The sequence below is a fragment of the Actinospica durhamensis genome (assembly GCF_018139695.1).
GTDB lineage: Bacteria > Actinomycetota > Actinomycetes > Streptomycetales > Catenulisporaceae > Actinospica > Actinospica durhamensis.
In genome coordinates this window covers 1-25,954 of the sequence record NZ_JAGSOG010000107.1, presented here as the reverse complement: position 1 = coordinate 25,954, position 25,954 = coordinate 1, and the positions used below count along the sequence as shown (strand labels likewise).

The 25,954-nt window shown below is 69.7% G+C and carries 21 protein-coding genes, 3 tRNA genes and 1 pseudogene; 21 read left to right on the top strand and 4 right to left on the bottom strand.

The annotated features are described in order from the left end of the window. The 3 genes and pseudogenes from KDL01_RS44690 to KDL01_RS20910 form a co-directional block, all read right to left on the bottom strand. Positions 1-361, bottom strand: a pseudogene (locus tag KDL01_RS44690) (HNH endonuclease signature motif containing protein); the annotation flags it as partial. Positions 362-594: 233 nt separating this feature from the next. Beyond that, the gene (locus KDL01_RS20915) at positions 595-1,200 is read right to left on the bottom strand and encodes a malonic semialdehyde reductase (protein ID WP_212530238.1); all 606 of its coding nucleotides are present in this window, start codon (positions 1,198-1,200) and stop codon (positions 595-597) included. 83 nt (positions 1,201-1,283) lie between these two features. Next, positions 1,284-2,936 (bottom strand): hypothetical protein, encoded by a 1,653-nt coding sequence (locus KDL01_RS20910; RefSeq protein ID WP_212530237.1) that lies wholly within the window; start codon positions 2,934-2,936, stop codon positions 1,284-1,286. Between the two features lie 209 nt (positions 2,937-3,145). On the opposite strand from KDL01_RS20910, the gene KDL01_RS20905 reads away from it, so the two are divergent. From KDL01_RS20905 to KDL01_RS20820, 18 genes are all read left to right on the top strand, one after another. Then, positions 3,146-3,218, top strand: a tRNA-Thr gene (locus KDL01_RS20905). A gap of 62 nt (positions 3,219-3,280) precedes the next feature. Continuing rightward, positions 3,281-3,353 (top strand) — tRNA-Met (locus tag KDL01_RS20900). 146 nt (positions 3,354-3,499) lie between these two features. Beyond that, entirely contained in the window at positions 3,500-3,664 is a 165-nt protein-coding gene (rpmG, locus tag KDL01_RS20895; RefSeq protein WP_212530236.1) for a 50S ribosomal protein L33, read from the top strand. Between the two features lie 123 nt (positions 3,665-3,787). Then, positions 3,788-4,249, top strand: a complete 462-nt coding sequence (locus KDL01_RS20890; protein WP_212530235.1) for a MaoC family dehydratase N-terminal domain-containing protein — start codon at positions 3,788-3,790, stop codon at positions 4,247-4,249. Beyond that, a complete protein-coding gene (locus tag KDL01_RS20885; protein ID WP_212530234.1) occupies positions 4,249-4,665 on the top strand; it encodes a MaoC family dehydratase in 417 nt (138 codons plus the stop codon). Before KDL01_RS20890 ends, KDL01_RS20885 begins: the two co-directional genes overlap by 1 nt. After that, entirely contained in the window at positions 4,662-5,732 is a 1,071-nt protein-coding gene (locus tag KDL01_RS20880; RefSeq protein ID WP_212530233.1) for a UDP-N-acetylmuramate dehydrogenase, read from the top strand. Before KDL01_RS20885 ends, KDL01_RS20880 begins: the two co-directional genes overlap by 4 nt. Positions 5,733-5,883: 151 nt before the next feature. Continuing rightward, positions 5,884-6,552, top strand: a complete 669-nt coding sequence (locus KDL01_RS20875; protein WP_212530232.1) for a TetR/AcrR family transcriptional regulator — start codon at positions 5,884-5,886, stop codon at positions 6,550-6,552. 101 nt (positions 6,553-6,653) lie between these two features. Beyond that, positions 6,654-8,165 (top strand): DHA2 family efflux MFS transporter permease subunit, encoded by a 1,512-nt coding sequence (locus tag KDL01_RS20870; RefSeq protein ID WP_212530231.1) that lies wholly within the window; start codon positions 6,654-6,656, stop codon positions 8,163-8,165. A 62-nt stretch (positions 8,166-8,227) separates the two neighbouring features. Then, positions 8,228-8,300, top strand: a tRNA-Trp gene (locus KDL01_RS20865). A gap of 266 nt (positions 8,301-8,566) precedes the next feature. Continuing rightward, positions 8,567-8,854, top strand: coding sequence for a preprotein translocase subunit SecE (gene secE / locus KDL01_RS45365; RefSeq protein ID WP_212530241.1), 288 nt, complete (start codon positions 8,567-8,569; stop codon positions 8,852-8,854). Between the two features lie 40 nt (positions 8,855-8,894). Continuing rightward, complete coding sequence (gene nusG / locus KDL01_RS20855; RefSeq protein ID WP_438801975.1) at positions 8,895-9,641, top strand: transcription termination/antitermination protein NusG; 747 nt, start codon at positions 8,895-8,897, stop codon at positions 9,639-9,641. A gap of 241 nt (positions 9,642-9,882) precedes the next feature. Next, on the top strand, positions 9,883-10,314 hold the full coding sequence (gene rplK / locus KDL01_RS20850; protein WP_212530229.1) for a 50S ribosomal protein L11: 432 nt from the start codon (positions 9,883-9,885) through the stop codon (positions 10,312-10,314). A gap of 107 nt (positions 10,315-10,421) precedes the next feature. Continuing rightward, positions 10,422-11,135, top strand: a complete 714-nt coding sequence (gene rplA, locus KDL01_RS20845) for a 50S ribosomal protein L1 (protein ID WP_212530228.1) — start codon at positions 10,422-10,424, stop codon at positions 11,133-11,135. A gap of 197 nt (positions 11,136-11,332) precedes the next feature. After that, entirely contained in the window at positions 11,333-12,220 is an 888-nt protein-coding gene (locus KDL01_RS20840) for an SCO4651 family lipoprotein (RefSeq protein WP_212530227.1), read from the top strand. A gap of 386 nt (positions 12,221-12,606) precedes the next feature. Continuing rightward, on the top strand, positions 12,607-13,128 hold the full coding sequence (rplJ, locus tag KDL01_RS20835) for a 50S ribosomal protein L10 (protein WP_212530226.1): 522 nt from the start codon (positions 12,607-12,609) through the stop codon (positions 13,126-13,128). Positions 13,129-13,213: 85 nt separating this feature from the next. After that, the gene (gene rplL, locus KDL01_RS20830; protein WP_212530225.1) at positions 13,214-13,597 is read left to right on the top strand and encodes a 50S ribosomal protein L7/L12; all 384 of its coding nucleotides are present in this window, start codon (positions 13,214-13,216) and stop codon (positions 13,595-13,597) included. A gap of 875 nt (positions 13,598-14,472) precedes the next feature. Further along, a complete protein-coding gene (gene rpoB / locus KDL01_RS20825; protein WP_246576732.1) occupies positions 14,473-17,958 on the top strand; it encodes a DNA-directed RNA polymerase subunit beta in 3,486 nt (1,161 codons plus the stop codon). 14 nt (positions 17,959-17,972) lie between these two features. Beyond that, complete coding sequence (locus KDL01_RS20820) at positions 17,973-21,851, top strand: DNA-directed RNA polymerase subunit beta' (protein ID WP_212530224.1); 3,879 nt, start codon at positions 17,973-17,975, stop codon at positions 21,849-21,851. A 103-nt stretch (positions 21,852-21,954) separates the two neighbouring features. On the opposite strand, the gene KDL01_RS20815 is transcribed toward KDL01_RS20820, so the two are convergent. Continuing rightward, positions 21,955-23,448: an MFS transporter gene (locus KDL01_RS20815; RefSeq protein ID WP_212530223.1), complete on the bottom strand. Its 1,494-nt coding sequence runs from the start codon at positions 23,446-23,448 to the stop codon at positions 21,955-21,957. 104 nt (positions 23,449-23,552) lie between these two features. On the opposite strand from KDL01_RS20815, the gene KDL01_RS20810 reads away from it, so the two are divergent. The 3 genes from KDL01_RS20810 to KDL01_RS20800 all read left to right on the top strand — a co-directional run. Next, on the top strand, positions 23,553-24,149 hold the full coding sequence (locus tag KDL01_RS20810) for a MarR family winged helix-turn-helix transcriptional regulator (RefSeq protein WP_212530222.1): 597 nt from the start codon (positions 23,553-23,555) through the stop codon (positions 24,147-24,149). A gap of 154 nt (positions 24,150-24,303) precedes the next feature. Beyond that, entirely contained in the window at positions 24,304-24,693 is a 390-nt protein-coding gene (locus KDL01_RS20805; RefSeq protein WP_212530221.1) for a hypothetical protein, read from the top strand. A gap of 71 nt (positions 24,694-24,764) precedes the next feature. Next, positions 24,765-25,954: protein kinase domain-containing protein (locus KDL01_RS20800; RefSeq protein ID WP_212530220.1), on the top strand; the 1,190-nt coding region annotated here is incomplete at its 3' end.

Below are 25,954 nucleotides of genomic sequence, written 5' to 3'. Positions count from 1 at the left end.
GCTTCGGGCGGCGGTGGGCGAAGTGGGAGGTGTCGAGGCCGAGGTCGGTGATGCGGCGCTTGAGGTGGTGCAGGGTGCCGCCGACGGGCTTGGCGCCGAGGCGGGTGGCGACCTCGACCATGGTGTGCGACGCGGCGACGGCTTCGGTGAGCTGGGCGTCGGAGTAGAGGGTGGCTGCGGTGCGCAGGTGGGTGGCGTCGATGCCGAGGGCCTTGATGTGTTCGGCGGCGTAGCGGCGGCGCTTGGGGTTGTCGGGCAGGCCGAGGTGGGTGAGGACCTCGGCCAGGTTGGTCGAGCGGGCGACGGCGTGGTGCAGCTTCTGCGCGGTATACGTGTGCTGCGGCGGGCGGGTCGAGGCCATGGCGTGCTCCCCGGGTTGTACTCGTGTTCGATGAATTCAGCGTCACACGCTCCGGCCTGCTGCGGAACGGATGTGACGGAACTTCACCTCTTCGAATGATCTTTGCGGGAGCTCTCAACCTTCGACGACGCGCACTGCGCCGACGTGCTCCGAACACGCGCGAGGGCCGGCACGTCTTGGCGACGTGCCGGCCCTCGGCTGCTCGGTGCGGCCCTGCGGCCGCCGCGCGTGGCTCAGACGGTGGTGATGACCTGGTCGAGCTCGAGGCGCGGGCTGCGCGGGAACCAGGCGTTCTCGCCCGGCTTGCCGATGTTGACGACGACGAGGGTCTTGTAGCCGGTCTCGGCGAAGAACTCCTTGTCGATGCCCTCGGCGTCGAAGCCGGTCATCGGGCCGGCGGCGAGGCCGGCGGCGCGCACGGCGAGGATGAAGTAGCCGACCTGGAGGCTGGCGTTGAGGGTGGCGGCGCCGAAGCGGTGGTCCTGGTCCTTGAAGATGGCCTGCGCGCCCTGGAAGTGCGGGAACTGGGTGGGCAGGTGCTCGTGGAACTCGGGGTCGTAGGCGAGCACGGCGACCAGCGGGGCGGTCTGGGTCTTGGGCTTGTTGCCGTCGGCCATGTGCGACACCAGGCGCTCGCGGGCCTCCTCGGTGCGGACCAGCAGCACCCGGAGGGGCTGCATGTTCATCGAGGTCGGAGCGTACTTGACCAGGTCGTAGATCGCGGCGATCTGCTCTTCGCCGACGGGCTCGTCGGTGAAGGTGTTCGCGGTGCGGGCCTCGCGGAACAGCAGGTCCTGCGCGGTCTTCTCGAGGACCAGGGTCTCGTGCAGCTCGGTCATGCTCGTCCATCCGTTCTGGTTGGGGCGCGGGTGCCCGGGCGAGCCCGGTGGTGGGTCTCTTCGTGGCCCAACCATGTTGAATCTTAAACTATTCCGCCGCCGCCCTTCGACAGGGCCCGGGAGGCGCCGGCCACGATCGCCACGCCCAGGGCCCAGCCGAGGTACGGCAGGGCGAACGCGACCCAGGCGGCGAACCCGTGCGACTGGAACGAGTCGGACTGACCAAAGTGCACGATGGGGACGAACAAATCCGCAGCGTAGAGCACCGGATCGTAGGCTATGCGATCTCCCGGATGGATCGCGGTGGGGATGGCGAAGGAGTAGAAGACGCTGGCCGCCACCTGGATCCCGAGGGCCAGGAACGCGGCACGTCGGGGCAGGTAGCCGTAACCGAGGGCTGTGCCGGATATCACACTGCCGATGCGCGAGAGCCGGTGGAAATCCCGGTGCCGCACCCGCTCCTTCTCGATCAGGATCTCCCGGCCGGCGGCGTCGTGGCCGAGGGCGCGGAAGTAGGCGGCCATGAACTCGTACGGCTGCGCGGCGTACTGCGGCTGGCGTCGCAGCAGCTTGATCCTTTCCTGGGCGGGCAGGTAGGGGTCGAAGGCGTCGTAGCTGAACCCGTCGAGCAGCACCGTCTGCGGCCAGCTGACCACGCCGCCGTGCACCTCGTCGCCGCGTATCTTGCCGTCCCGTACGGTCGCGGCGTGGGCCTGGTAGAGCTGGATCATGCCGGAGCTCGGCTTCATGTCGTACAGGTCGAGGTGGCCGCTGATCTGGATGCCGGTGAGCCGGATGGTGCCGTTCGCGTGGAAGCCGTCGCCGATGTACAGGCCGCGCCGGACCGTGGCGCCGGCCAGGGCGAGGGCGGGATGGCGGTCGAGCGCGTTCATCTGGGCGCGCTTGAACAGGACCCTGCCGCCGAAGGTGGCACCGCTCAGGTCCACCTGGGCCGCGGCGGTGAAGCCCTCGTCGAACATCGCGTCGCCGCCGGTGCTCAGCGAGTCCCCGCTGACGGACTGGTTCAGGAACGGGCCTTCGGTCGGCGGGTCGGTCAGCACGGTCCCGGTCAGCGAGAGCACGCCCCCGACGGTCAGGCCCGGCATACGCAGGTGTCCGGCGATGCGGGCCCGGGCGCAGTAGAGGCTGCGGTGCACGACGGCGCCGCCCAGGTTCAGCGCGAGCTCGCCGGGATTCTCCAGCAGCGCGTCGTTGAGGTCGAGCACCGCGCCGATGTGCGCGCCGACCAGGTTCACCAGGCCGACGCAGTGCAGCCCGACGGCGTTGAAGTCGGTGTCGACCGTGAGCAGCTGCAGTTGCGCGGCCACGTCCGTGCCGATGATCTCGGCGTTCTTGAGGTTGATGCTGCCGCGTACGTGGGTGCCGGTGGCCCGCAGCCCGGCCAGGCGGCTGCCGGAGAGGTCGATCGAGCGGGTCTCGGCCTCCTCCAGCCGCAGGGCGTGGGTGAACGTACACGCCAGCATGGTCAGCGGGGCACGGACCGTACCGTGGCGCAGGTCGAGCTCGCCGACGACGCGGGCGCCACGGATGCGCACCCCGGCCGTGCGCCCGGGCAGGGCGGGTGCGGCGCCGAGCGCGAGCGCCGCGACGACCTCCGCGCGGATCTCCTCGTCGTCCTGATACTCGACCACTGTCCCGTGGGGGTAGGCCTCCCACAGCCTCTGCTCGGCCTCGCTCTTCTCGCCGAGCCACTCCGCGTCCGTCCTGCGCGCCATAGGCACATGGTGGCGCTCCCCGCCGCTCTGCGACGCGCCGCCGGAGCCGGGGGTCGTCGCAGACGCCTCATCGCAGCTCAGCGGGCATTTCCGGGCCCTGCGACGCCGTACGGCGGAAACTCGATTTCACTGTGGTCCGCTGGCCGTGTATGGTTTTCCACGCAGCGCCGGTCAGGCGGAACCGCAAGGATCCGAGTGGCTGGAGCGGTGCCCCTTTAGCTCAGTCGGCAGAGCGTCTCCATGGTAAGGAGAAGGTCTACGGTTCGATTCCGTAAAGGGGCTCTTGGTCGGCAGCCCGCCCGTGACGACGAACGAGCGTCGAGTGGCGGGCTTTCGTCGATCATGGCGGTGTAGCTCAGTTGGCAGAGCAAGCGGCTCATAATCGCTGTGTCACCGGTTCAAGTCCGGTCACCGCTACCGTACCCTCACATCCCGCTCTTTTCCGGCGGTCAGAGGCCCTACTTGGTGTGGGGTAAACTCATGGGGTCCGTTTATCGGTCCACGCCCCCAGGCGGTGCGGACCCAGCAGCAGCCTTTTCCGATTGGCAGTAGGAGTCGTTCCCGTGGCAGCCACCGACGTCCGTCCCAAGATCACGCTGGCTTGCACCGAGTGCAAGGAGCGCAACTACATCACCAAGAAGAACCGGCGCAACGACCCGGACCGTCTTGAGCTCAAGAAGCACTGCCCGCGTTGCAAGAAGCACACCGCGCACCGCGAGACGCGCTAGTCGCCGGGTCGTTCACACGACTTTCCGCAGGGCCGTCCGCCCCTTCCAGGGGGCGGGCGGCCCTCGGCGTTGTCCGGCGCCGCTAAGCTCAGGGCACTCGAGATGTGGAGATAGAGGGTATCCATGGCCATGGACCAGTCCTTCGTCGGGCGGACGTATCCGCCCACCGCCGCCTACGAGGTGGGCCGGGAGAAGATCCGCGAGTTCGCCGACGCGATCGGGGACGCGCATCCGGTCTACCGGGACCCGGAGGCGGCCAAGGCCCTGGGCTACCCGGACGTGATCGCGCCGCCGACCTTCCCGATCGTGATCTCCATGCCGGCCGCGGACCAGGTGGTCTACGACCCGGCGCTGGGTCTCGACTGGACCCGGGTGGTGCACGGGGACCAGCGCTTCACCCACGAGCGGCCGATGCGGCCGGGGGACCGGGTGCGTGCGGTGGTGGTGGTCGAGTCGATCAAGTCCTTCGCGGGCAACGACATGATCACACTGGTGACCGAGATGAGCACCGAGGAGGGCGAGCTGATCAGCACGGCCAGGGCCCTGCTGGTGGCGCGCGGCGAGAACGAGGCGGAGGAGCGGTGATGGCCGAGGACCGGTTCGCGGTGGGCACGGCGCTGCCCGCGGCGAGTTTCCCGATCACCCGCAAGGACCTGGTGCGCTACGCCGGGGCCTCCGGGGACTTCAACGACATCCACTGGAACGGCCGCTTCGCCGTGGACGTGGGGCTGCCCGACGTGATCGCGCACGGCATGTACACGATGGCGGTGGCCGGGCGGGTGCTGACCGAGTGGGTCGGGGACCCGGGTGCGGTGGAGGAGTACTTCGTGCGCTTCTCCAAGCCCGTGGTGGTGCCGGACGACGGGGTGGGCGCGCTGCTTGAGGTGACCGGCAAGGTGGTCAAGGAGCTGGACGAGCGGCGGGTACAGGTGGACCTGACCGTGGCCAGCGCCGGGCAGAAGGTGCTGGGCAAGGCGTCCGCGGTGGTGCGCCGCTCATGACCGAGACCATCGCGGCGGTGGCCGGCGGGGGCTGGCGGCACGGGGTGAGCCTGGCGGAGTGCACCACGCTCCGGCTGGGCGGCCCGGCCGGGCATTACTTCGAGGCCGACTCGGAGCAGACGCTGATCGCGGCGCTCCGGGACGCGCGCGGGCACGGCGAGGACGTGCTGGTGCTGGGCGGCGGGTCGAACCTGGTGGTCGCGGACGAGGGCTTCCCCGGTTCGGTGATCAAGGTGGGGCTCAAGGGGATCTCGCTGCGCGACGGGCTGCTCTCGGTGGCGGCGGGCGAGGTGTGGGACGAGGTGGTGGCCCGGTCCGTGGCCGAGGGCCTGGCCGGGATCGAGTGCCTGTCCGGGATTCCGGGGCTGGCCGGGGCGACGCCGATCCAGAACGTGGGCGCCTACGGGCAGAGCGTGGACCAGGCCGTGGTGCTGGTGGACGCGTACGACCGGGTCGCCGACGGCATGGCGGTGCTCGACAACGGCGACTGCGCCTTCTCCTACCGCCACAGCGCGTTCAAGGGCTCGGACCGGTACGTGGTGACGGCGGTGCACTTCCAGCTCGAGGATCTGGGCGGGCTCTCGAAGCCGGTCGGGTTCAAGGACGTCGCGGACGCGCTCGGGATCGAGGTGGGCGCGCAGGCGCCGCTGGCCGAGGTGCGCGAGGCGGTGCTGGCCCAGCGGCGGCGGCGCGGGATGCTGCTGGACGAGGCGGACCACGACACCTGGAGCGCCGGATCCTTCTTCACCAACCCGGTTCTGACGCCGGATCAGCACGCCGAGTTCGAGCGGCGCTGTGCCGGGGAGCGGCCGGCGGCGTGGCCAGAGGCGGACGGCCGGGTGAAGATCTCGGCGGCGTGGCTGATCGAGCACGCCGGGTTCGGACGGGGGTACGGGGCCGGGCCGGCCACGCTCTCGACCAAGCACACCCTGGCGCTGACCAACCGGGGCGGGGCGAGCACCGGGGACCTGCTGAAGCTGGCCGCCGAGGTGCGCGACGGGGTGCACGCCCGGTTCGGCGTGACGCTGGTGCCGGAGCCGGTCTTCGCAGGTCCCGTGGCTTGGTGAGCCCAGGGCCGGTGGCACCCTTGACTTGGAAGTTATCAGTCACTAACTTGAAGAGTGTCGGAGCGCGCGGCACCGGAGTCCCCGGTGTCCGGGCTTCCGGCGTCCGGGCGCAGTGCCCGGCGCACACGGTGAACGGGAAGGAGTCGCGGTCATGAGCCCGCGGATGTCGGCCGAGGATCGCAGGGAGCAGGTGCTCCGCGAGGCGATTCCGGTCTTCGCCCGATACGGGTTCGAGGGCGCGACCACCGCCGAGATCGCCAAGCGCGCCGGGGTGGCCCAGCCGTACGTGATCAAGCTGTTCGAGACGAAGAAGGCGCTGTTCATCGCGGCGTGCGAGCGCAACATGCGCACGACGCAGGCGCAGATGCGCGACTCGGCCGGCGGCAAGAGCGGGCACGACGCCATGGAGGCCATGGGCCACGCCTACGTCGAGCGGATGGAGAGCGACCGGGACTCGCTGCTGTTGCAGATGCAGCAGTACGCGGCGTGCTGGGACGAGGACATCCAACGCACCGTACGCCAGTGCATGCAGGACATCTGGAACATGGTGGTGGAGATCTCCGGGGCTCCGCTCGAGGAGATCGCGGTCTTCTTCGCCAAGGGCATGTTCTGCAACGTGATCGCGGCGGCGGGGCGCTCCGACGGCAAGGATCCGCAGTGGCTGCCGGTGCTCACGGCGCTGTGGCCGGACCGGTTCGAGAACTCGGGCGCGAGCGGGGACCGCGAGGACCCGGACGCGGCAGGGGGCGAGGGCCCGGGCAGGCACGATGAGCCGGACCGGCCGGACGGGCAGCAGCCCGCGCGAGCCTCGGCCGCATAACTTCACAGCTTCGGCGCGAAGGCGCCCGCACCGTCGGGCGTCTTTCTTTTTGACCAGCGAAGTTAGTAATCGATAACTATGCAAGGGGAGTGCAGCACACCATGACCGAGTCGACTGTGGCCGGCGCGCGGGGAGCGTCGGCCTATCCCCCCAGCTCAACGCCCGACGACGCCGCCCGGGAGTCGGCCGCCGCACGCGCGGCGGAGACGGTCCGGGCGGCGACCGTCGGCCACCCGGTACGTACCTTCGTCGTGGTGGGCACGGCCATGTTCATGGCCCAGCTCGACAACCTCGTGGTCACCTCCGCGCTGCCCTCGATCCAGAAGTCCCTGCACGCCGGGCTGTCCGGGCTGCAGTGGACCATCTCCGCCTACACCCTCACCTTCGCCGTCTTCCTGCTCAGCGGGGCGACCCTGGGCGACCGGTACGGCCGCAAGCGGCTGTTCGGCATCGGCCTGACCGTCTTCACCCTCGGCTCGGTCGGCTCGGCCCTCGCGCCCAACATCGGCACCCTGATCGGCGCCAGGGCGGTGCAGGGGCTCGGCGGCGCCATCATGGTGCCGCTCACCCTCACCATGCTCTCCGCCGCGGTCCGGCCCGAACGGCGCGGCCTGGCGATCGGCGGCTGGGGCGCACTGGCCGGAGTGGCCGTGGCGCTCGGGCCGGTGATCGGCGGCGGGGTGACCGAGGCCGCGTCCTGGCAGTGGATCTTCTGGATCAACGTGCCGATCGGCGCGGTGCTGCTGCCGCTCTCGCGGTTCTGGCTGGCCGAGTCGCGCGGCCCGGCCCGCAAGCTCGACATCCCCGGCATCACGCTCGCCAGCCTGGGCCTGTTCGGCCTCGTCTACGGGCTGATCCGGGGCGGGCAGATCGGCTGGGGCAAGCCCGAGGTGGTCGGCGGCTTCGCGCTCGGCGCGCTGCTCGTGGCCGGCTTCCTGGCCTGGGAGGCGCGCACCACGGACCCGATGCTGCCGCTCGGCCTGTTCCGCGGCCGCTCCTTCAGCCTGCTCAACGTGGCCTCGATGCTGATGTTCTTCGGCATGTTCGGCTCGGTGTTCTTCCTGATCCAGCTCTTCCAGGACGTCGGCGGGCTCTCGCCGCTGGCCTCCGGGGTGCACGCGCTGCCGTGGACGGCCGTGCCCATGGTGGCCGCGCCGCTGGCGGGCGCGCTCTCCGACCGCATCGGCGGGCGCCCCATCGTCGGCGTCGGGCTGCTGTGCCAGTCCGTCGGGCTGGCCTGGCTCGCCCACAACATCGGGGTCGGAGTGCCCTACAGCCACCTGGTGCCCGGACTGGTGCTCGGCGGCATCGGCAACGGCCTGTTCTTCGCGCCGATCGCGAACCTGGTGCTCGGCTCGGTGCGGCGGGAGCAGGAGGGCATCGCCTCCGGGGTGAACAACGCCATCCGCGAGTTCGGCGGCGTGCTCGGCGTGGCCGTGATGGGCGCGATCTTCGCCGCTCGCGGCGGCTACGGCCCGACCGCGACGCTCGACGCGCAGCACCATTTCGTCAACGGCGTGGTCCCCGCGGTGTACGTCGGAGCGGCTGTTCTGCTGGTCGCCTCGGCCACGATCTGGGCCCTGCCCCGGCGCTCCGCGGCCTCGGCCGGGTAAGGCATTCGACGTCGGACCATGGAACCCGTTAGAATGCTCGCCAGTGCAGAGCGATCTCACCTAGGGTCGTAGCTCAATTGGCAGAGCACCGGTCTCCAAAACCGGGGGTTGGGGGTTCAAGTCCCTCCGGCCCTGCACTACAGGTGGTGCCCGGGAGGGGTTCAAGTCACAGAACCTCTTCGGGGCCCTGCGCTCGATGGATGTGCGCATCCATGCATGTTTCACCAGCCGCGCCAGGTCTTCTCCCGTTGGAGGTAGCCCTGGCGCGGCTGCGCGTCGTACGCTGTGCGATGCAACGCGAAGAGCGTGCCGAGACTGAGCAGTGAGGTAGACACGTGAGCCAGACGCGCAGCAACGCCGACGAGGAAGTGGACGGCGTTTCCGACGGCGAAGAGGAAGAGATCGAGGACGTCGTCGTCAAGCAGACCCGCGCGCAGCGTAAGGCGGCCAAGCGTCGGGCCAAGGCCCGTCGTGCCTCCGGCGGCTCGTCGGCTCCCCGGCGCAAGCGGACCAGCCCCGCCCTGTTCGTCCGGCAGATCATCGCCGAGCTGCGCAAGGTCGTGTGGCCGACCCGCAGCGAGCTGTTCACCTACACCAGCGTGGTGGTCGTCTTCGTCGCGGTCATCATCGGCCTGGTCGCGCTGTTCGACTTCGGCGTCACGCACGCCGTCACCGCCGTCTTCGGCTGAACACCCCTGCTGATTCCGGCTAGTCTGGAGACAGACAGAAGTGGGGCGGGACACCCCGGTGTGCCCGCCCCCAAGGTTTTTGTGTGAGCAGAGGGAAGAAGAGGCCGTAGTGTCCGACATGAACGAATCGGATTCGGAGCTGCTCGAGGAGCCGCAGGAGCAGGTCGCGGCCGTGGACGTGCCCGAGCCCGAGGAGCCGGGCACGACCGAGGACTATCGGGAAGCCCTGCGGCGGCAGCCGGGCGACTGGTACGTGGTCCACTCGTACGCCGGATATGAGAACCGGGTCAAGCAGAACCTCGAGACCCGGCTGGTGTCGCTCAACGCCGAGGAGTCGATCTTCCAGATCGAGGTCCCGATGGAAGAGGCCATCGAGGTCAAGAACGGCCAGCGCAAGAAGGTCAAGCGCAACAAGTTCCCCGGCTACGTGCTGGTGCGCATGGAGATGACCAACGAGGCCTGGGGCGTCGTGCGCAACACGCCCGGTGTGACCGGGTTCGTCGGCGACGCGCACAACCCGTACCCGCTGACCCTGGACGAGGTCGTCAAGATGCTCGCCCCGGAGGAGGCCGAGGCCCAGCCCGGCGCGCCCAAGGCGGCGGTCGAGGTCAAGGTGCTCGACTTCGAGGTGGGCGACTCGGTCACCATCATCGACGGGCCCTTCGCGACCCTGCAGGCCACGATCAACGAGATCAACGCCGACTCGCAGAAGGTCAAGGGCCTGGTGGAGATCTTCGGGCGGGAGACGGCCGTGGAGCTGTCCTTCTCGCAGATCCAGAAGAACTGATCGGAAGACCTCCGGCAGACCCGAGCCCCGGCCGAGCCCGCCTCGGTCCACGCCTGCTTTCCCGAGCCCGTCCCGCGCGTTTTGGTACGCGGTGACGGGCTCGGGTAGTCTTGGCGTTTGTGCCATGAGTCCGCCCGCGCCCGTGGCGACGAGCGCGCAGGTCGGCGGCACGATCCCGCGATCGGCTTTGATCGGCCGGCCGCGGCACCCTTTCACTGTTTGAGCAGTTAGGACCCGGAGCATGCCTCCCAAGAAGAAGCTTGCAGCGATCATCAAGCTGCAGATCAAGGCCGGTATGGCGAACCCGGCCCCGCCGGTCGGCCCCGCGCTGGGTCAGCACGGCGTGAACATCATGGAGTTCTGCAAGCGCTACAACGCCGAGACCGAGGCGCAGCGTGGCCAGATCGTCCCCGTCGAGATCTCGGTCTACGAGGACCGTTCCTTCACCTTCGTCACCAAGACCCCCCCGGCCGCGCGGCTGATCCTGAAGTACGCGGGTCTGGACAAGGGCAGCGGCGTCCCGCACAAGGACAAGGTCGGTTCGCTCACCACCGCCCAGGTCCGCGAGATCGCCCAGATCAAGATGGAGGACCTCAACGCCAACGACATCGCGGCGGCCGAGAAGATCATCGCCGGCACCGCGCGCTCGATGGGCGTGACGATCTCCGAGTAGCACGTCGGATCCCGCCACACGGATCCCGCGCCACGCAAGGGTGGTAGGGCCTCGCGCAGGCCCGTACGACCACGAACTCCACGAATAATCCACGGAGCTGTTTACTCATGAAGCGCAGCAAGAACTACCTGGCGAACGCGGCCAAGATCGACCGCGACAGCCTCTACTCGCCGCTCGAGGCGGTGAAGCTGGCCAAGGAGACCTCCTCGGCCAAGTACGACGCGACCGTCGAGGTCGCCCTCCGCCTCGGGGTCGACCCCCGCAAGGCCGACCAGATGGTCCGCTCGACCGTCATCCTGCCGCACGGCACCGGTAAGACCGCCCGGGTCCTGGTCTTCGCCACCGGTGAGCGCGCGGAGGCGGCCCGTGCCGCCGGCGCCGACCACGTCGGAGGTGACGAGCTGATCGACGAGGTGGCCAAGGGCTTCCTCGACTTCGACGCCGTCGTCGCCGACCCGGCGCTGATGGGCAAGGTCGGCCGCCTCGGCCGCGTCCTGGGCCCGCGCGGCCTGATGCCGAACCCGAAGACCGGCACCGTCACCCCGGACGTGGCCAAGGCCGTGTCCGACATCAAGGGCGGCAAGATCGAGTTCCGGGTGGACCGTCACTCGAACCTGCACCTGGTGATCGGCAAGTCCTCCTTCTCGACCGAGCAGCTGGTGGAGAACTACGCCGCCGCGCTCGACGAGATCCTCCGGGTCAAGCCGGCCGCCGCCAAGGGCCGGTACCTGAGGAAGGTCACCATCGCCACCACCACGGGCCCGGGCGTCCCGGTCGACCCGAACCGCACCCGCGGCCTGCTGAGCGACGACGAGGTCTGATCCGCCTCGCGCTCGGCGCACCAGTCTTCTGACAGCCCGCAGGGGCGTCCCGGTCACCGGGGCGCCCCTGCGGGCTTTTGTCTCAGAACGGTAGAAGTTCGGCGGCGGAGCGCATGTCCGTCGGGGGCGGTGGTTAATGTGGATTTCAGAACTCAGCGACGACGCGGAAAGCCGTCGCGACGGGAGGGCAAGAGATCATGGGCAGTCAGTATCGGCGCATCGGGCTCGGCGCGGGGATCGCGGCCCTGGCGGTCATGACTGTGGCGGGGTGCTCGGGGAGCGGCGGGGGATCGAAGACGGGCTCGCTGCCCGGGACCGTCACCGGGGGCTCCGGCCAGGGCTCGGCGATCAGCCTGGTCGCCGACGCCATCAGCCAGGCCGACAAGGCCGGCACGGTCAAGATGACCGGCACGATGGAGACGACCGGCACGAACGCCACCTCGGGCACGCTCACGGCGCAGGAGGAGTACAGCCCGAAGCTCGCGATGTCCATGAGCATGGACATGGGCGGGCAGACCATCAGCGAGGTCCTGATCGGCACCACCGTCTACATGCAGTACTCGGGGCTGACCTCGATGACCGGGGGCAAGCCCTGGGCCTCGATCGACCTGTCCAAGGCCGGCGGCGCGACGGGCTCGCTCTCGTCCATGCTGGACTCGGCCAAGAGCTACAACCCGACCACTCAGCTCTCCGCGCTGCTCGCCTCCGGGACCGTCACGCAGGTCGGCACGGCGACGGTGGACGGCCAGCAGACCACGCACTACCACGGCACCCTCAGCGCCGCCCAGGTGCTCGCGCTCGGCTCCAGCCAGGGCCACCTGACGGCGGATCAGATCAGCACGCTGCAGAGCGAGTTCAAGACCGCGGGCCTGAAGGGCGAGACGGTCGACCTGTGGACGGCCTCGGACAACCTGCCGGTGGAGATCAAGGTCACCGAGCAGATGGACGCGGCCGGGGTGACCGGTATGACGATGGACATGCACATGTCCGACTGGGGTGCCCCGGTGAACATCGGCGCCCCGCCGGCCAACGAGGTCTACGACATGACCTCGCAGCTCGACACCGCGCTCGGCAGCGAGAACTGAGCCCGGAGCACGGGCACTGAGTCCCGGAGTACCGGGCTCAGCGGACTGACTCGAGAAGCACGGCCCCGGCCCGCGTCGCGCAGACGCGGGCCGGGGTCGTCTTTGCCCGGAATCGGCCGGGATTTGCACCGGACGCGGGCCACCGGTTAGCCTTGGGCCAATCCGATGACCGCTGGTCGCTGCTCTCCGTTCGCGAAGAGCAGCCGAAGGCCCTGTGACCGCAGGTGGCCCGCGCAGGTGTGTGTGTGAGCTTTCGACTCGATCGCCCGAGTCGGTGGTGACCCCGTGCGCCCGCGCATGGGGTTTTTCTGTTGTTCCGGGTCCTTCCGGCCGCCCGTGAGGGCGGGGCCGACGGTTCTCACAACCACCGTCCCGGAAGGAGGGCCATGGCGAAGGCTGAGCGTCAGGCCGCCGTCGAGGAGCTCACGGTCCAGTTCCGTGAGTCCACCGCGGCCGTGCTGACCGAGTACCGCGGGCTCACCGTGAAGCAGCTCAAGCAGCTGCGTCGCGCCCTGGGTGCGGACACGCAGTACGCCGTCGTGAAGAACACCCTGACCAAGCGTGCGGCCACCGAGGCCGGCATCGAGGGTCTGGACGACCTGCTGGCCGGGCCGTCCGCGATCGCCTTCATCAAGGGCGACGCGGTCGAGGCCGCCAAGGGTCTGCGTGACTTCGCGAAGGCCAACCCGCTGCTGGTGATCAAGGGTGGTGTGATGGACGGCAAGCCGCTGTCCGCCACCGAGGTCACCAAGCTCGCCGACCTCGAGTCCCGCGAGGTTCTGCTGGCCAAGGCCGCCGGCGCCATGAAGGCGTCCCTGGCCAACGCCGCTGCGCTGTTCCAGGCCCCGCTCACGCAGTTCGCCCGCACCGCGGACGCCCTGCGCGCGAAGGTCGAGCAGAACGGCTGAGCTGCCGTCCAGACCCACGGGTAAGCGATCGCCTTCACGGTAGCCGCCGCCCGACCCCCATTCGTAGTACCGAAAGGAAGCCATCATGGCGAAGCTGAGCAACGACGAGCTCCTTGAGTCCTTCAAGGAGATGACCCTGATCGAGCTGTCCGAGTTCGTGAAGCTCTTCGAGGACACCTTCGACGTCAAGGCCGCCGCCCCGGCCGCCGCCGCGGCCCCGGTCGGCCCGGCCGACGCCGCCCCCGAGGTCGAGGAGCAGGACGAGTTCGACGTCATCCTCGAGTCCGCCGGCGACAAGAAGATCCAGGTCATCAAGGTCGTGCGCGAGCTGACCTCGCTGGGCCTGAAGGAGGCCAAGGACCTCGTCGACGGCGCGCCGAAGGCGCTGCTGGAGAAGGTCACCAAGGAGGCCGCCGAGAAGGCCAAGGGCGACCTCGAGGCCGTTGGCGCCGGCGTCTCGGTCAAGTAGTTCCCGCTGCCCCCTCGGGGGCGTCAGGACGGCTTGCTGAAGGGCCGTACCGGGTGGATCGCCCCACCCGGTACGGCCCTTGCGCTTTTTCACCGGGCGGATCCTCGTCCGACCCGTCAGACCCCGACCGCCACAGCGGCCGCTCCAGGCCCCTCAGGCCCGTCGAGGGCTCTGTGCGACACGCCCGACACGCCCGGGCCCACAGGCGTGTCGCAGGGTCCCCCCTGGCGCCACCCTCGCGCCGTTCTCCTTCGAGTGCATCGGCCGCCGTACGCGGCGCGTACGCACGGGTACGACGCGCCCGGGGCGACGCGGCCCCCGCGCGTCTCCAAGGCAGTATCGCGACCCCTGTTCTCCATCCGCCTTGGAATTCATCCCCGAACCGGCGAGTGATCTCCCTGAGCGTGGGGTAGACCCCCATCCGGACGACGTCGAGGGTGGCGGATTCGGGCCGGTGGAGACGTCAAGGGGCTTGTCACTCTTGACGAAACGGCCCAGGCGCGCAATTCTCTGGTCGTCTGCACGAGTCGCGGCGGCCCTTCCCAGGCAGCGCAAGCCGAAGGCCACCGCCCGCCTCGTCGACACGTTCGACGCGTGTTCTGCCGTCTTCTTCCACGGCCGCGCGTTGCCCGTGTCCAGCGTTCTGCCGAGCGGCTCTGAACTGGGCTTTCATAAAGCCCGCGAGTCGGACTCGACAGCAGTTGGCCTTTCGGCTACACTGCTCGTTTGCGCTGCCTTCTACCGTATGAGCACGTTCCGGAGTCGGCCGGTCACCCCCTCCACGGGTGTCGGTCTTGTCGAGTTCTCCGGTTCCGTGCCCCTTCGGGCACCGGTGGCGCGAAGTGAGTCCGAGCCCTCGGAAGGACCCCGTCACCTTGGCCACCGCCGCCCCGCACGCCGTGAACGGTAATAACAGCAGCACCGCCCCCCGCCGTGTCTCTTTCGCCAAGATCCGCGAACCCCTCGAGGTTCCGAACCTGCTTGCGCTGCAGACCGAAAGCTTCGACTGGCTGGTCGGTAACCAGGCATGGAAGGACCGGGTCGCCGCCCAACAGGCGGCCGGCCTGGAAGTGCCGACCACCTCGGGACTGGAGGAGATCTTCGAGGAGATCTCCCCGATCGAGGACTTCTCCGGGTCGATGTCCCTGACCTTCCGCGACCACAGGTTCGAGCCCGCCAAGTACTCGATCGACGAGTGCAAGGAGCGGGACTTCACCTTCGCCGCGCCGCTGTTCGTCACCGCCGAGTTCACCAACAACGAGACCGGCGAGATCAAGAGCCAGACGGTCTTCATGGGCGACTTCCCGCTCATGACCAACAAGGGCACCTTCATCATCAACGGCACCGAGCGTGTCGTGGTGTCCCAGCTGGTGCGTTCCCCCGGCGTCTACTTCGAGCGCTCGATCGACAAGACGAGCGACAAGGACATCTTCACCACCAAGGTGATCCCGTCCCGCGGCGCCTGGCTCGAGCTGGAGATCGACAAGCGCGACCTGGTGGGCGTGCGCATCGACCGCAAGCGCAAGCAGAACGTCACCGTGCTGCTCAAGGCGCTCGGCTGGGACGACGCGAAGATCCTCGAGGAGTTCGGCGAGTACGAGTCGATGCGCCTGACCCTGGAGAAGGACCACACGGCCACCCAGGACGACGCGCTGCTCGACATCTACCGCAAGCTGCGCCCGGGCGAGCCGCCGACGCGTGAGGCCGCGCAGAACCTGCTCGAGAACCTCTACTTCAACCCGAAGCGCTACGACCTGGCCAAGGTCGGCCGGTACAAGATCAACAAGAAGCTGGGCACCGGCCAGCCGATCAACCAGGGCGTGCTCACGGTGGACGACATCGTCGCCACCATCCGCTACATGGTGAAGCTGCACGCCGGCGAGGTCGAGATGGCCGCCACGACCGAGGGCGCGCCCGAGATCGTGGTCGAGGTCGACGACATCGACCACTTCGGCAACCGCCGTCTGCGCACCGTGGGCGAGCTGATCCAGAACCAGGTCCGCACCGGCCTGGCCCGGATGGAGCGGGTCGTGCGCGAGCGCATGACCACCCAGGACGTCGAGGCCATCACCCCGCAGACCCTGATCAACATCCGGCCGGTCGTCGCCTCCATCAAGGAGTTCTTCGGCACCAGCCAGCTCTCGCAGTTCATGGACCAGACCAACCCGCTCTCCGGTCTGACCCACAAGCGGCGCCTTTCCGCGCTGGGCCCCGGCGGTCTGTCCCGTGAGCGGGCCGGCTTCGAGGTCCGCGACGTGCACAACAGCCACTACGGCCGGATGTGCCCGATCGAGACGCCGGAAGGCCCGAACATCGGCCTGATCGGCTCGCTCGCCTCCTTCGGCCGGATCAACGCGTTCGGCTTCGTGGAGACCCCGTACCGCAGGGCGGTCGAGGGTGTCGTCTCGGACCAGGTGGACTACCTGACCGCCGACGAGGAGGACCGCTTCGTCATCGCGCAGGCCAACTCCCCGCTGAACACGGACGGCTCCTTCGCCGAGGAGCGCGTGCTGGTGCGCCGCCGTGGCGGCGAGGTCGACCTGATCCCGCCGGCCGACGTGGACTACATGGACGTCTCGCCGCGGCAGATGGTGTCCGTGGCCACCGCCATGATCCCGTTCCTCGAGCACGACGACGCCAACCGTGCCCTGATGGGCGCGAACATGATGCGCCAGGCCGTCCCGCTGCTGCGCAGCGAGGCCCCTCTGGTGGGCACCGGCATGGAGTACCGCTGCGCCGTGGACGCCGGCGACGTGATCCGGGCCGAGAAGCCCGGCACCGTCACCGAGGTCTCGGCCGACTACGTCACCGTGGCCAACGACGACGCCACCCAGACCACCTACCGGGTGGCCAAGTTCCAGCGTTCGAACCAGGGCACCTCCTTCAACCAGAAGGTGTACGTGGACGAGGGCGTGCGGGTGGAGTTCGGCCAGGTGCTGGCCGACGGCCCGTGCACCCAGGCCGGCGAGATGGCGCTGGGCAAGAACCTCCTGGTGGCGTTCATGCCGTGGGAGGGCCACAACTACGAAGACGCGATCATCCTGTCCCAGCGCCTGGTGCAGGAGGACGTGCTCTCCTCGATCCACATCGAGGAGCACGAGGTCGACGCGCGGGACACCAAGCTCGGCCCCGAGGAGATCACCCGGGACATCCCGAACGTCTCCGAGGAGGTCCTGGCGGACCTCGACGACCGCGGCATCATCCGGATCGGCGCGGACGTCGTCCCCGGCGACATCCTGGTCGGCAAGGTCACCCCCAAGGGCGAGACCGAGCTGACCCCGGAGGAGCGGCTGCTGCGCGCCATCTTCGGCGAGAAGGCCCGCGAGGTGCGCGACACCTCGCTCAAGGTGCCGCACGGTGAAGAGGGCAAGGTCATCGGCGTGCGCATCTTCGACCGCGAGGAGGGCGACGAGCTGCCTCCGGGCGTGAACCAGCTGGTGCGCGTCTACGTGGCCCAGAAGCGCAAGATCACCCACGGCGACAAGCTGGCCGGACGCCACGGCAACAAGGGTGTCATCGCCAAGATCCTGCCGCCGGAGGACATGCCGTTCCTCGAGGACGGGACCCCGGTCGACATCATCCTCAACCCGCTCGGCGTGCCGTCCCGAATGAACCCGGGACAGGTCATGGAGACCCACCTCGGGTGGATCGCCAAGACCGGCTGGAAGGTCGAGGGCGACGACGAGGACTGGAAGCGGCGGCTCAAGGCCATCGGCGCGGACGAGTCCGAGCCCGGCACCAACGTCGGTACCCCGGTCTTCGACGGCGCGCGCGAGGACGAGATCAGCGGCATGCTCGACTCGACCCTGGCCAACCGCGACGGCGTGCAGATCGTCAACCGCACCGGCAAGGCCAAGATGTTCGACGGCCGCTCCGGGGAGCCGTTCCCGTACCCGATCTCGATCGGCTACATGTACATCCTGAAGCTGCACCACCTGGTCGACGACAAGCTCCACGCCCGTTCGACCGGTCCGTACTCGATGATCACCCAGCAGCCGCTCGGTGGTAAGGCGCAGTTCGGTGGACAGCGTTTCGGCGAGATGGAGGTGTGGGCCCTGGAGGCCTACGGCGCCGCCTACGCCCTGCAGGAACTGCTGACCATCAAGTCCGACGACGTCACCGGCCGCGTGAAGGTCTACGAGGCCATCGTCAAGGGCGAGAACATTCCCGAACCCGGCATCCCCGAGTCGTTCAAGGTGCTGATCAAGGAAATGCAGTCGCTCTGCCTCAACGTGGAGGTGCTGTCCTCGGACGGCAACTCCATTGAGATGCGCGACACGGACGAGGACGTCTTCCGTGCCGCTGAAGAGCTCGGTATCGACCTGTCCCGGCGTGAGCCGAGCAGCGTCGAGGAAGTCTGAGGGGACTGATAAACATGCTCGACGTCAACTTCTTCGATGAACTGCGGATCGGTCTGGCCAGCGCGGAGCACATCCGGGAGTGGTCCTACGGCGAGGTGAAGAAGCCGGAGACCATCAACTACCGGACCCTCAAGCCGGAGAAGGACGGCTTGTTCTGCGAGAAGATCTTCGGTCCCACCCGGGACTGGGAGTGCTACTGCGGCAAGTACAAGCGCGTCCGGTTCAAGGGCATCATCTGCGAGCGCTGCGGCGTGGAGGTCACGCGCGCCAAGGTGCGCCGTGAGCGGATGGGCCACATCGAGCTGGCCGCTCCGGTCACGCACATCTGGTACTTCAAGGGTGTGCCCAGCCGGCTCGGCTACCTGCTCGACCTCGCGCCGAAGGACCTCGAGAAGGTCATCTACTTCGCCGCGTACATGATCACCTGGGTCGACACCGAGCGCCGCACCCGCGACCTGCCCTCCCTCGAGGCGAAGATCTCGGTGGAGCGCCAGCAGATGGAGCAGCGCCGCGACTCCGAGCTCGAGACCCGCCAGCGCAAGCTGGAGGAGGACCTCGGCGTGCTCGAGGCCGAGGGCGCCAAGGCCGACGCGCGCCGCAAGGTGCGCGAGGGCGCCGAGCGCGAGATGAAGCAGATCCGCGACCGGGCCCAGCGCGACCTGGACCGGCTCGACGAGGTCTGGTCCCGCTTCAAGAACCTCAAGGTCCAGGACCTCGAGGGCGACGAGGTGCTCTACCGGGAGATGCGCGACCGCTTCGGTCTGTACTTCTCCGGCGGTATGGGCGCCGCGGCGCTGCAGAAGCGGCTGGAGAGCTTCGACCTCGACGCCGAGGCGGAGAACCTGCGCGAGATCATCCGCTCGGGCAAGGGCCAGAAGAAGACCCGCGCCCTCAAGCGGCTGAAGGTCGTCTCGGCGTTCCTGCAGACGAACAACAGCCCGATGGGCATGGTGCTCGACTGCGTCCCGGTGATCCCGCCGGACCTGCGTCCGATGGTCCAGCTCGACGGTGGCCGCTTCGCCACCTCGGACCTCAACGACCTGTACCGCCGCGTGATCAACCGGAACAACCGGCTCAAGCGGCTGCTCGACCTCGGCGCGCCCGAGATCATCGTGAACAACGAGAAGCGGATGCTGCAGGAGGCCGTGGACTCGCTGTTCGACAACGGCCGCCGCGGCCGTCCGGTCACCGGTCCGGGCAACCGTCCGCTCAAGTCCCTGAGCGACATGCTCAAGGGCAAGCAGGGCCGGTTCCGCCAGAACCTGCTCGGCAAGCGCGTGGACTACTCGGCCCGTTCCGTCATCGTGGTCGGCCCGCAGCTCAAGCTGCACCAGTGCGGCCTGCCCAAGGCGATGGCGCTCGAGCTGTTCAAGCCGTTCGTGATGAAGCGCCTGGTGGACCTGAACCACGCGCAGAACATCAAGTCGGCCAAGCGCATGGTCGAGCGGGCCCGCTCGGTCGTGTGGGACGTGCTGGAAGAGGTCATCACCGAGCACCCGGTGCTGCTCAACCGCGCCCCCACGCTGCACCGCCTGGGCATCCAGGCCTTCGAGCCGCAGCTGGTCGAGGGCAAGGCGATCCAGATCCACCCGCTCGTGTGTACCGCGTTCAACGCGGACTTCGACGGCGACCAGATGGCCGTGCACCTGCCGCTGTCGGCGGAGGCGCAGGCCGAGGCCCGCATCCTGATGCTGTCCTCGAACAACATCCTCTCGCCGGCCAACGGCCGTCCGATCACCGCGCCGACCCAGGACATGGTCCTCGGTCTGTTCTTCCTGACCATGAACAAGGAGAACGTGCGCGGCGAGGGTCGGGCCTTCGGCTCGGTCTCCGAGGCGATCATGGCGTTCGACAACCGCGAGCTCGATCTGCAGACGCCGATCGACCTGCGGCTGATCGAGGCCGTGCCGCCGCGCGACTGGGAGGCTCCCGAGGGCTGGGAGTCCGGCCAGCCGTTCCGGATCCGCACGACCCTCGGCCGGGCCATCTTCAACGAGGCTCTGCCGCTGGACTACCCGTACGAGAACCGGCCGATCGCGAAGAAGCAGCTCAGCTCGATCGTCAACGACCTGGCCGAGCGCTACCCGAAGGTCCAGGTCGCGATGACCCTGGACAACCTGAAGGCGGCGGGCTTCCACTGGGCCACCCGTTCCGGCGTGACCATCGCCATCGAGGACATCGTGGTGCCCCCGAGCAAGGGCCAGATCCTCGAGGGCTACGAGGCCAAGGCCGACCGGGTGCAGAAGCAGTACGAGCGCGGTCTGATCACCAAGCAGGAGCGCACGGAAGAGCTCATCGGCATCTGGACCGAGGCCACCAACGAGGTGGCCAAGGCGATGGAGAAGAACTTCCCGCGGGAGAACCCCATCTTCATGATGGTCGACTCGGGTGCCCGAGGAAACATGATGCAGATGCGCCAGATCGCCGGTATGCGCGGCCTGGTGTCGAACGCGAAGAACGAGACCATCGCCCGTCCGATCAAGGCCTCGTTCCGTGAGGGCCTGACCGTGCTGGAGTACTTCATCTCCACCCACGGTGCCCGAAAGGGTCTGGCCGACACCGCGCTGCGTACCGCCGACTCGGGTTACCTGACCCGTCGTCTGGTGGACGTGTCGCAGGACGTGATCATCCGCGAGGAGGACTGCGGGACCGAGCGCGGCATCGTGATGAAGATCGCGGACCGCACCGAGTCCGGCGCCCTGATCCAGGACGAGGACGTCGAGTCCTCGGTGTACTCGCGCACCCTCGCCGAGGACGTCGTGCACGAGGGCAAGACCCTGATCAAGGCCGGCGCGGACCTCGGCGACGTGGTCATCGGCGAGCTGATCAAGGCCGGCGTGGCCGAGGTCAAGGCGCGTTCGGTGCTCACCTGTGAGTCGAAGGTCGGCACCTGCGCGATGTGCTACGGCCGTTCGCTGGCCACTGGCAAGCTGGTGGACGTCGGCGAGGCGGTCGGCATCATCGCGGCCCAGTCCATCGGTGAGCCCGGTACGCAGCTGACGATGCGTACCTTCCACACCGGTGGCGCGGTCGGCGGTGACGACATCACCCAGGGTCTGCCGCGTGTCATCGAGCTCTTCGAGGCGCGTAACCCGCGCGGTGTGGCCCCGATCGCGGAGGCCGTCGGTGTCGTCAAGATCGAGGACACCGACCGCACCCGCAAGATCGTGATCGTGCCGTCGGACGGCTCCGAGGAGATCGCCTACCCGGTCTCGCGGCGCTCGAAGCTGCTGGTGTCCGAGGGCGAGTCCGTCACGGTCGGCCAGAAGCTGGTCAACGGTGCGGCCAACCCGCACGACGTGCTGCGCGTGCTGGGCCAGCGGGCGGTGCAGATGCACCTGGTCGCCGAGGTCCAGGGCGTGTACCGGAGCCAGGGTGTCTCGATCCACGACAAGCACATCGAGATCATCGTCCGGCAGATGCTGCGCCGGGTGACGATCATCGAGACCGGCGACTCCGAGCTGCTCGCGGGCGACCTGGTCGAGCGCGGCAAGTTCGAGGGCGAGAACCGGCGCGTGGTGGAGGAGGGCGGCCAGCCCGCCTCCGGCCGTCCGCAGCTGATGGGTATCACGAAGGCCTCGCTGGCCACCGAGTCCTGGCTCTCGGCCGCCTCCTTCCAGGAGACGACCCGGGTGCTGACCGACGCCGCCATCCACGGCAAGTCGGACTCGCTGGTCGGTCTGAAGGAGAACGTGATCATCGGCAAGCTGATCCCGGCCGGTACCGGCATGCAGCGCTACCGGAACATCAAGGTCGACCCGACCGAAGAGGCCAAGGCTCAGATGTACACCCTGGCCGGCTACGACGAGCTGGACTACAGCCCGTTCGCCATGGGCGGCTCGGGCCAGGCCGTTCCGCTTGAGGAGTACGACTTCGGCGGGTACGCCGGCTGAAGTCAGGGCTCTGCCTGAACGCAACGCCCCCGTCGTGCTTCGGCACGGCGGGGGCGTTCGTCTTGTCCGGGCTCAGCCCAGGCCGGGCAGTGGGGCCGGCTGTTCAGGGCTCGATCATCGCCGGGGGAACGTCGGCGCCATGTGCCCGGCCCGCCGGGTTGGCCGGGTGGGCCGGGTGCAGCAGGTTGCTGGCGAACACGCCCGCGGCGACGAGCGCGAGCAGGGCGGTGGCCCAGTGCGCGGCGCGGTCGAGGTCGGGTACCAGGGCGAGGGTGAGCGTCACCAGGGCCACGCCGAGGGCCGTGCCGAGGCCGCGGGTCATGTTCACCAGGCCGCCCCCGGTGCCGGCCGCACGGGCCGGGATCGCGCCCATCACGAGGGTGTTGTTGGCCGGGGTGAAGGTGCCGAGGCCCAGACCCAGCACGGCGAAGATCGGGATCAGCGCGGGCGGGGTGAACGGCAGCGGGATCAGCGCGGCCAGGGCCGCGGCGGCCAGGGCGGAGCCGGCCAGCGCCCGGCGGCGGTCGGTCCAGCCGCGCGGCAGCACGCGGTTGGCGCCCAGGGCCGCGGCGGCGAAACCGAGTGGCAGGGCGGTGAGCACGAGGCCCGCCCTGGCCGCGCCGTGGGCCGGGCCGAGCACGTCGGGGACGAGCACGAGCGGGCCGAACAGCACCAGGTAGCCGCCGAGGGCGCCGAGGAGTCCGGCCGAGATCTGCCTTGTGCGCAACAGGATCGGGTCCACCAGCGGATGCGCGGCTCGGCCGATGCGGCGCCAGAACCCGTAGGCCGCGGCCCCGGCGAGTACGAACAGGGCTGCCGTCGCGCCGCCGGGCAGGCCGAGCCCGGAGGCCGCCGAGATGCCCAGCAGCAGCGTGGTGCCGGCCAGGGCGAGCAGGGCGAGGCCGAGCCAGTCGAAGCCGGTCGTGGGCGCCTTGGTCCTGGTGCGCGGCAGCAGGTAGTGCCCGGCCACGACCGCGACCAGTCCGATCGGGACGTTGACCAGGAACACCCACCGCCAGCCGAGCGTGCTCACCAGCAGGCCGCCGAGCGCCGGTCCGAGCGCGAGCCCGAGGGCCTGGGCCCCGGCCTGCACGCCGAGCGCCGCCCGCATCCGGTTGCGCGGCGCGCTGGTGGTGACCAGGGCGACGCTGTTGGCCTGCAGCAGCGCCGCGCCGAACGCCTGGAGCAGTCGGAAGACGATCAGCGCGGCCAGGCTCGGGGCGAGGCCGCAGGCCGCGGAGGCCGCGGTGAACACGAGGAATCCGTAGAGGTAGCAGAGCTTGCGCCCGTGCGCGTCGGAGAAGCGCCCGATCGGCACCAGCAGCGCGACCAGCACCAGCATGTACCCGAGCGAGACCCAGGAGACCGCCGCGTCGGAGGCGTCGAACCGGGTGCGCAGGGCCCCGTAGGTGAGCGTGGCTATGGACGCGTCGAGCTGCCCCATGAACGCGCCGAAGCACACCGTGGCGACGGCCAGCCACCAGCCGTTGGGCAGCTCGCGGATCCGCCGCGGCCGGGCCCGCTCGGTGGCCAGCGCCAGCGCGAGGGGGCTGCCGGTCAGTCGGGTGAGCACGGCTTGGGGGGAGTGCGAGGCCATGATTCTCAGTGTAGCCAATTAGCTTGGGAGCAGAAATATTCGGTTGGGCGGCGGGTTGGTGGACGCCACGGAAGCGCCGGTTTGCGGGCGGCTAAAGTACCCCCATGACCAGGGCGGAGAGCGGCGTCGCGGTACCGGGTCCGGCCACCGGGCGGCCGCGCCAGAGACCTCGGGGAGCGGCGGGATCGGCCGAGGCGGGCGGCGTCGGGCAGGTCGGGGAGCACGGCGGGGCCGAGCCGCAGGGGGACGCGCGGCGGCTGACGGACGTGGTGGCGCGGCTGCGGCGGGTGCTGCGCACGAGCATCCGGGCCGACTACCCGTGGGAGTCGCTGCCGATGGCCCAGGTGGAGCTGCTCCAGTCGCTGGCCGAGACGGCGCCGGCCCGGGTCGGGGACCTCGCGGCCCGGCTGCGGCTCGCGCCGTCCACCGTCAGCGGGCTCATCTCGCAGATGATCAACGCGGGGCTGGTCGAGCGGGGCACCGACACCCGCGACCGCCGGGTGGCCGTGGTGGCGCTGAGCGAGGCGGGCCGCGAGCAGCTGACCGAGTGGAACGCGGCGCACCGGCGCCGCATCGCCGCGGCCCTAGCCGAGCTCGACCCGGCCGAGCGCGAGGCGATCGACGACGCGCTGCCCGCGCTGGCCCGGCTGGTGGAGCAGCTGGCGCAGCAGCGGGACGAGGCGCGGGACATCGAGGGCTGAGGAGCGCGGACGGGGCCGAGGCGCAGGACGCAGGCCGAGGCCGATGCGAAAAACCTGAGTCGGCGTCACAAGGCTGGCCGCACAACGGGATCGAAGCCACCGCTCGTCGAGGGTGGCACACCCGGACACCGTGCCACGCGCTATGGTGCGGGACATGTCGGATCCGCACGGCCCCGAACTCGGACGCCCGCGCTACCAGCCGAAGGCCACCGGGGGACCGGTGGCGCCGGGGCAGCGCGGCCTGGGCTCGTCCTCGGAGTCGGACGGTCCGCAGGGCACGGCGAACGCAGCGGTGGGCGCCATCATCGTGGCCTCGATCGGGTGGATTCTGCCGATACTCGGCGGCGTCGCCGCGATCCGGCGCGGGAACGCCGCGCTGCGGGCCATCAACGCCGCGGGGGGCGCCCTGGACGGGCTGGGGCTGGCCCTGTGGGCCAGACGGCTCGGCTGGGTCTACGTGGTGGCCTGGAGCGCCCTGCTGTTCTACTGGCTGGGCGGCCAGGGCATCGAGCTGCTCTTCGTGCTGATCCGACATCTCCTCTAGACGCCACCGGGACTCCGATGGGCGACAATGGGGGGCGACCTGAACGCGATGCGTGACCAAGAGGCGGACGAATGACGACTTCCGGGCAGGCCGGAGCGCTGATCGCCGGGCGATACCGGCTTGAGCGGCCCACCGGCGGCGGAACCTGGCCCGAGGAGATCTGGCAGGGATTCGACGAGACGCTCAGCCGCCCGGTCATGATGCGGCTGCTTCCGGTCGAGGAGCAGGTCGAGGCCGACATCGAGCAGCAGGCGCACTCGGTGGTCGCGCAGGTGGCCAGGCTCGGGCACCCGAACATCGCGCAGGTCTACGACGTGGGCCAGGAACAGGGCATGCGCTACGTCGTGTCCGAGTGGACCGGCGGGCGCACCCTGGGCCAGATCATGGCCACCGGACGCCAGAGCTGGCAGCGCGCGGCGGACTGGGGCCAGCAGATCGCCGAGGCCCTGGCCGCGCTGCACTCGGTCGGCCTGGTCGACGGGGTGCTCGGCCCGGAGACCGTCTCGGTGCTCGACGACCGGCGGGTGAAGCTGACCGACGTCGGCCTCGGCATCGCCCAGGACGCGGACGGGGCGCAGGCGCCCGCGGGCAGCGGACGCGGCGCCGGGTTCGTCAGCCCGGACGACGAGGCCACCCGGCTGGTCCCGCCGCCGAGCCGGCCCGGCCAGGGCGCGCAGGGCGCCGAGGGCAGTCCCGAGGCCGACGCGACCCGCATCCAGCCGGCCGCGGGCACGGACGAGGACGCGACCCGGCTGGTGCAGCCGGGTTCCGGTCCCGGCGACCAGGACGCGACCCGGTTCCTGCCGCCGGGCTCCGGCGCCGGGGCCGAGGAGCCCACCCGGCTCGTCGCGCCGTACCCGGGAGCCGGCGCGGGCCGCCCCGTCCCGCCCGGCGCGGCCTCCGACGTCTACGCGCTCGCGGCCATCCTGTGGACCGCGATGGTGGGCACGCCGCCGCGGGTGGAGCCGACCGATCTGGCCGGCCCGGACACCGAGCCGCTCAGCGCCATAGGAGCGCCGGACGACCTCGCCGGGCTGCTCGCCTCGATGCTCGCCGCCTCCGAGCAGGTGCGGCCCTCGGCCGCGGTGTCCGCCAACCGCTTCGCCGCGCTGGCGATAGAGGGCCGGGAGCGCAGCGACACGCGGCCCACGGCCGTGGTGGCGCAGCCGACCCAGGCGCTCGGCGAGCCGATGCGCACGCGCCCGGTCACCGCCACCGGCGCCGCCGTGCGCGAGCCGCAGGACACGGGCGGGCACGGGCG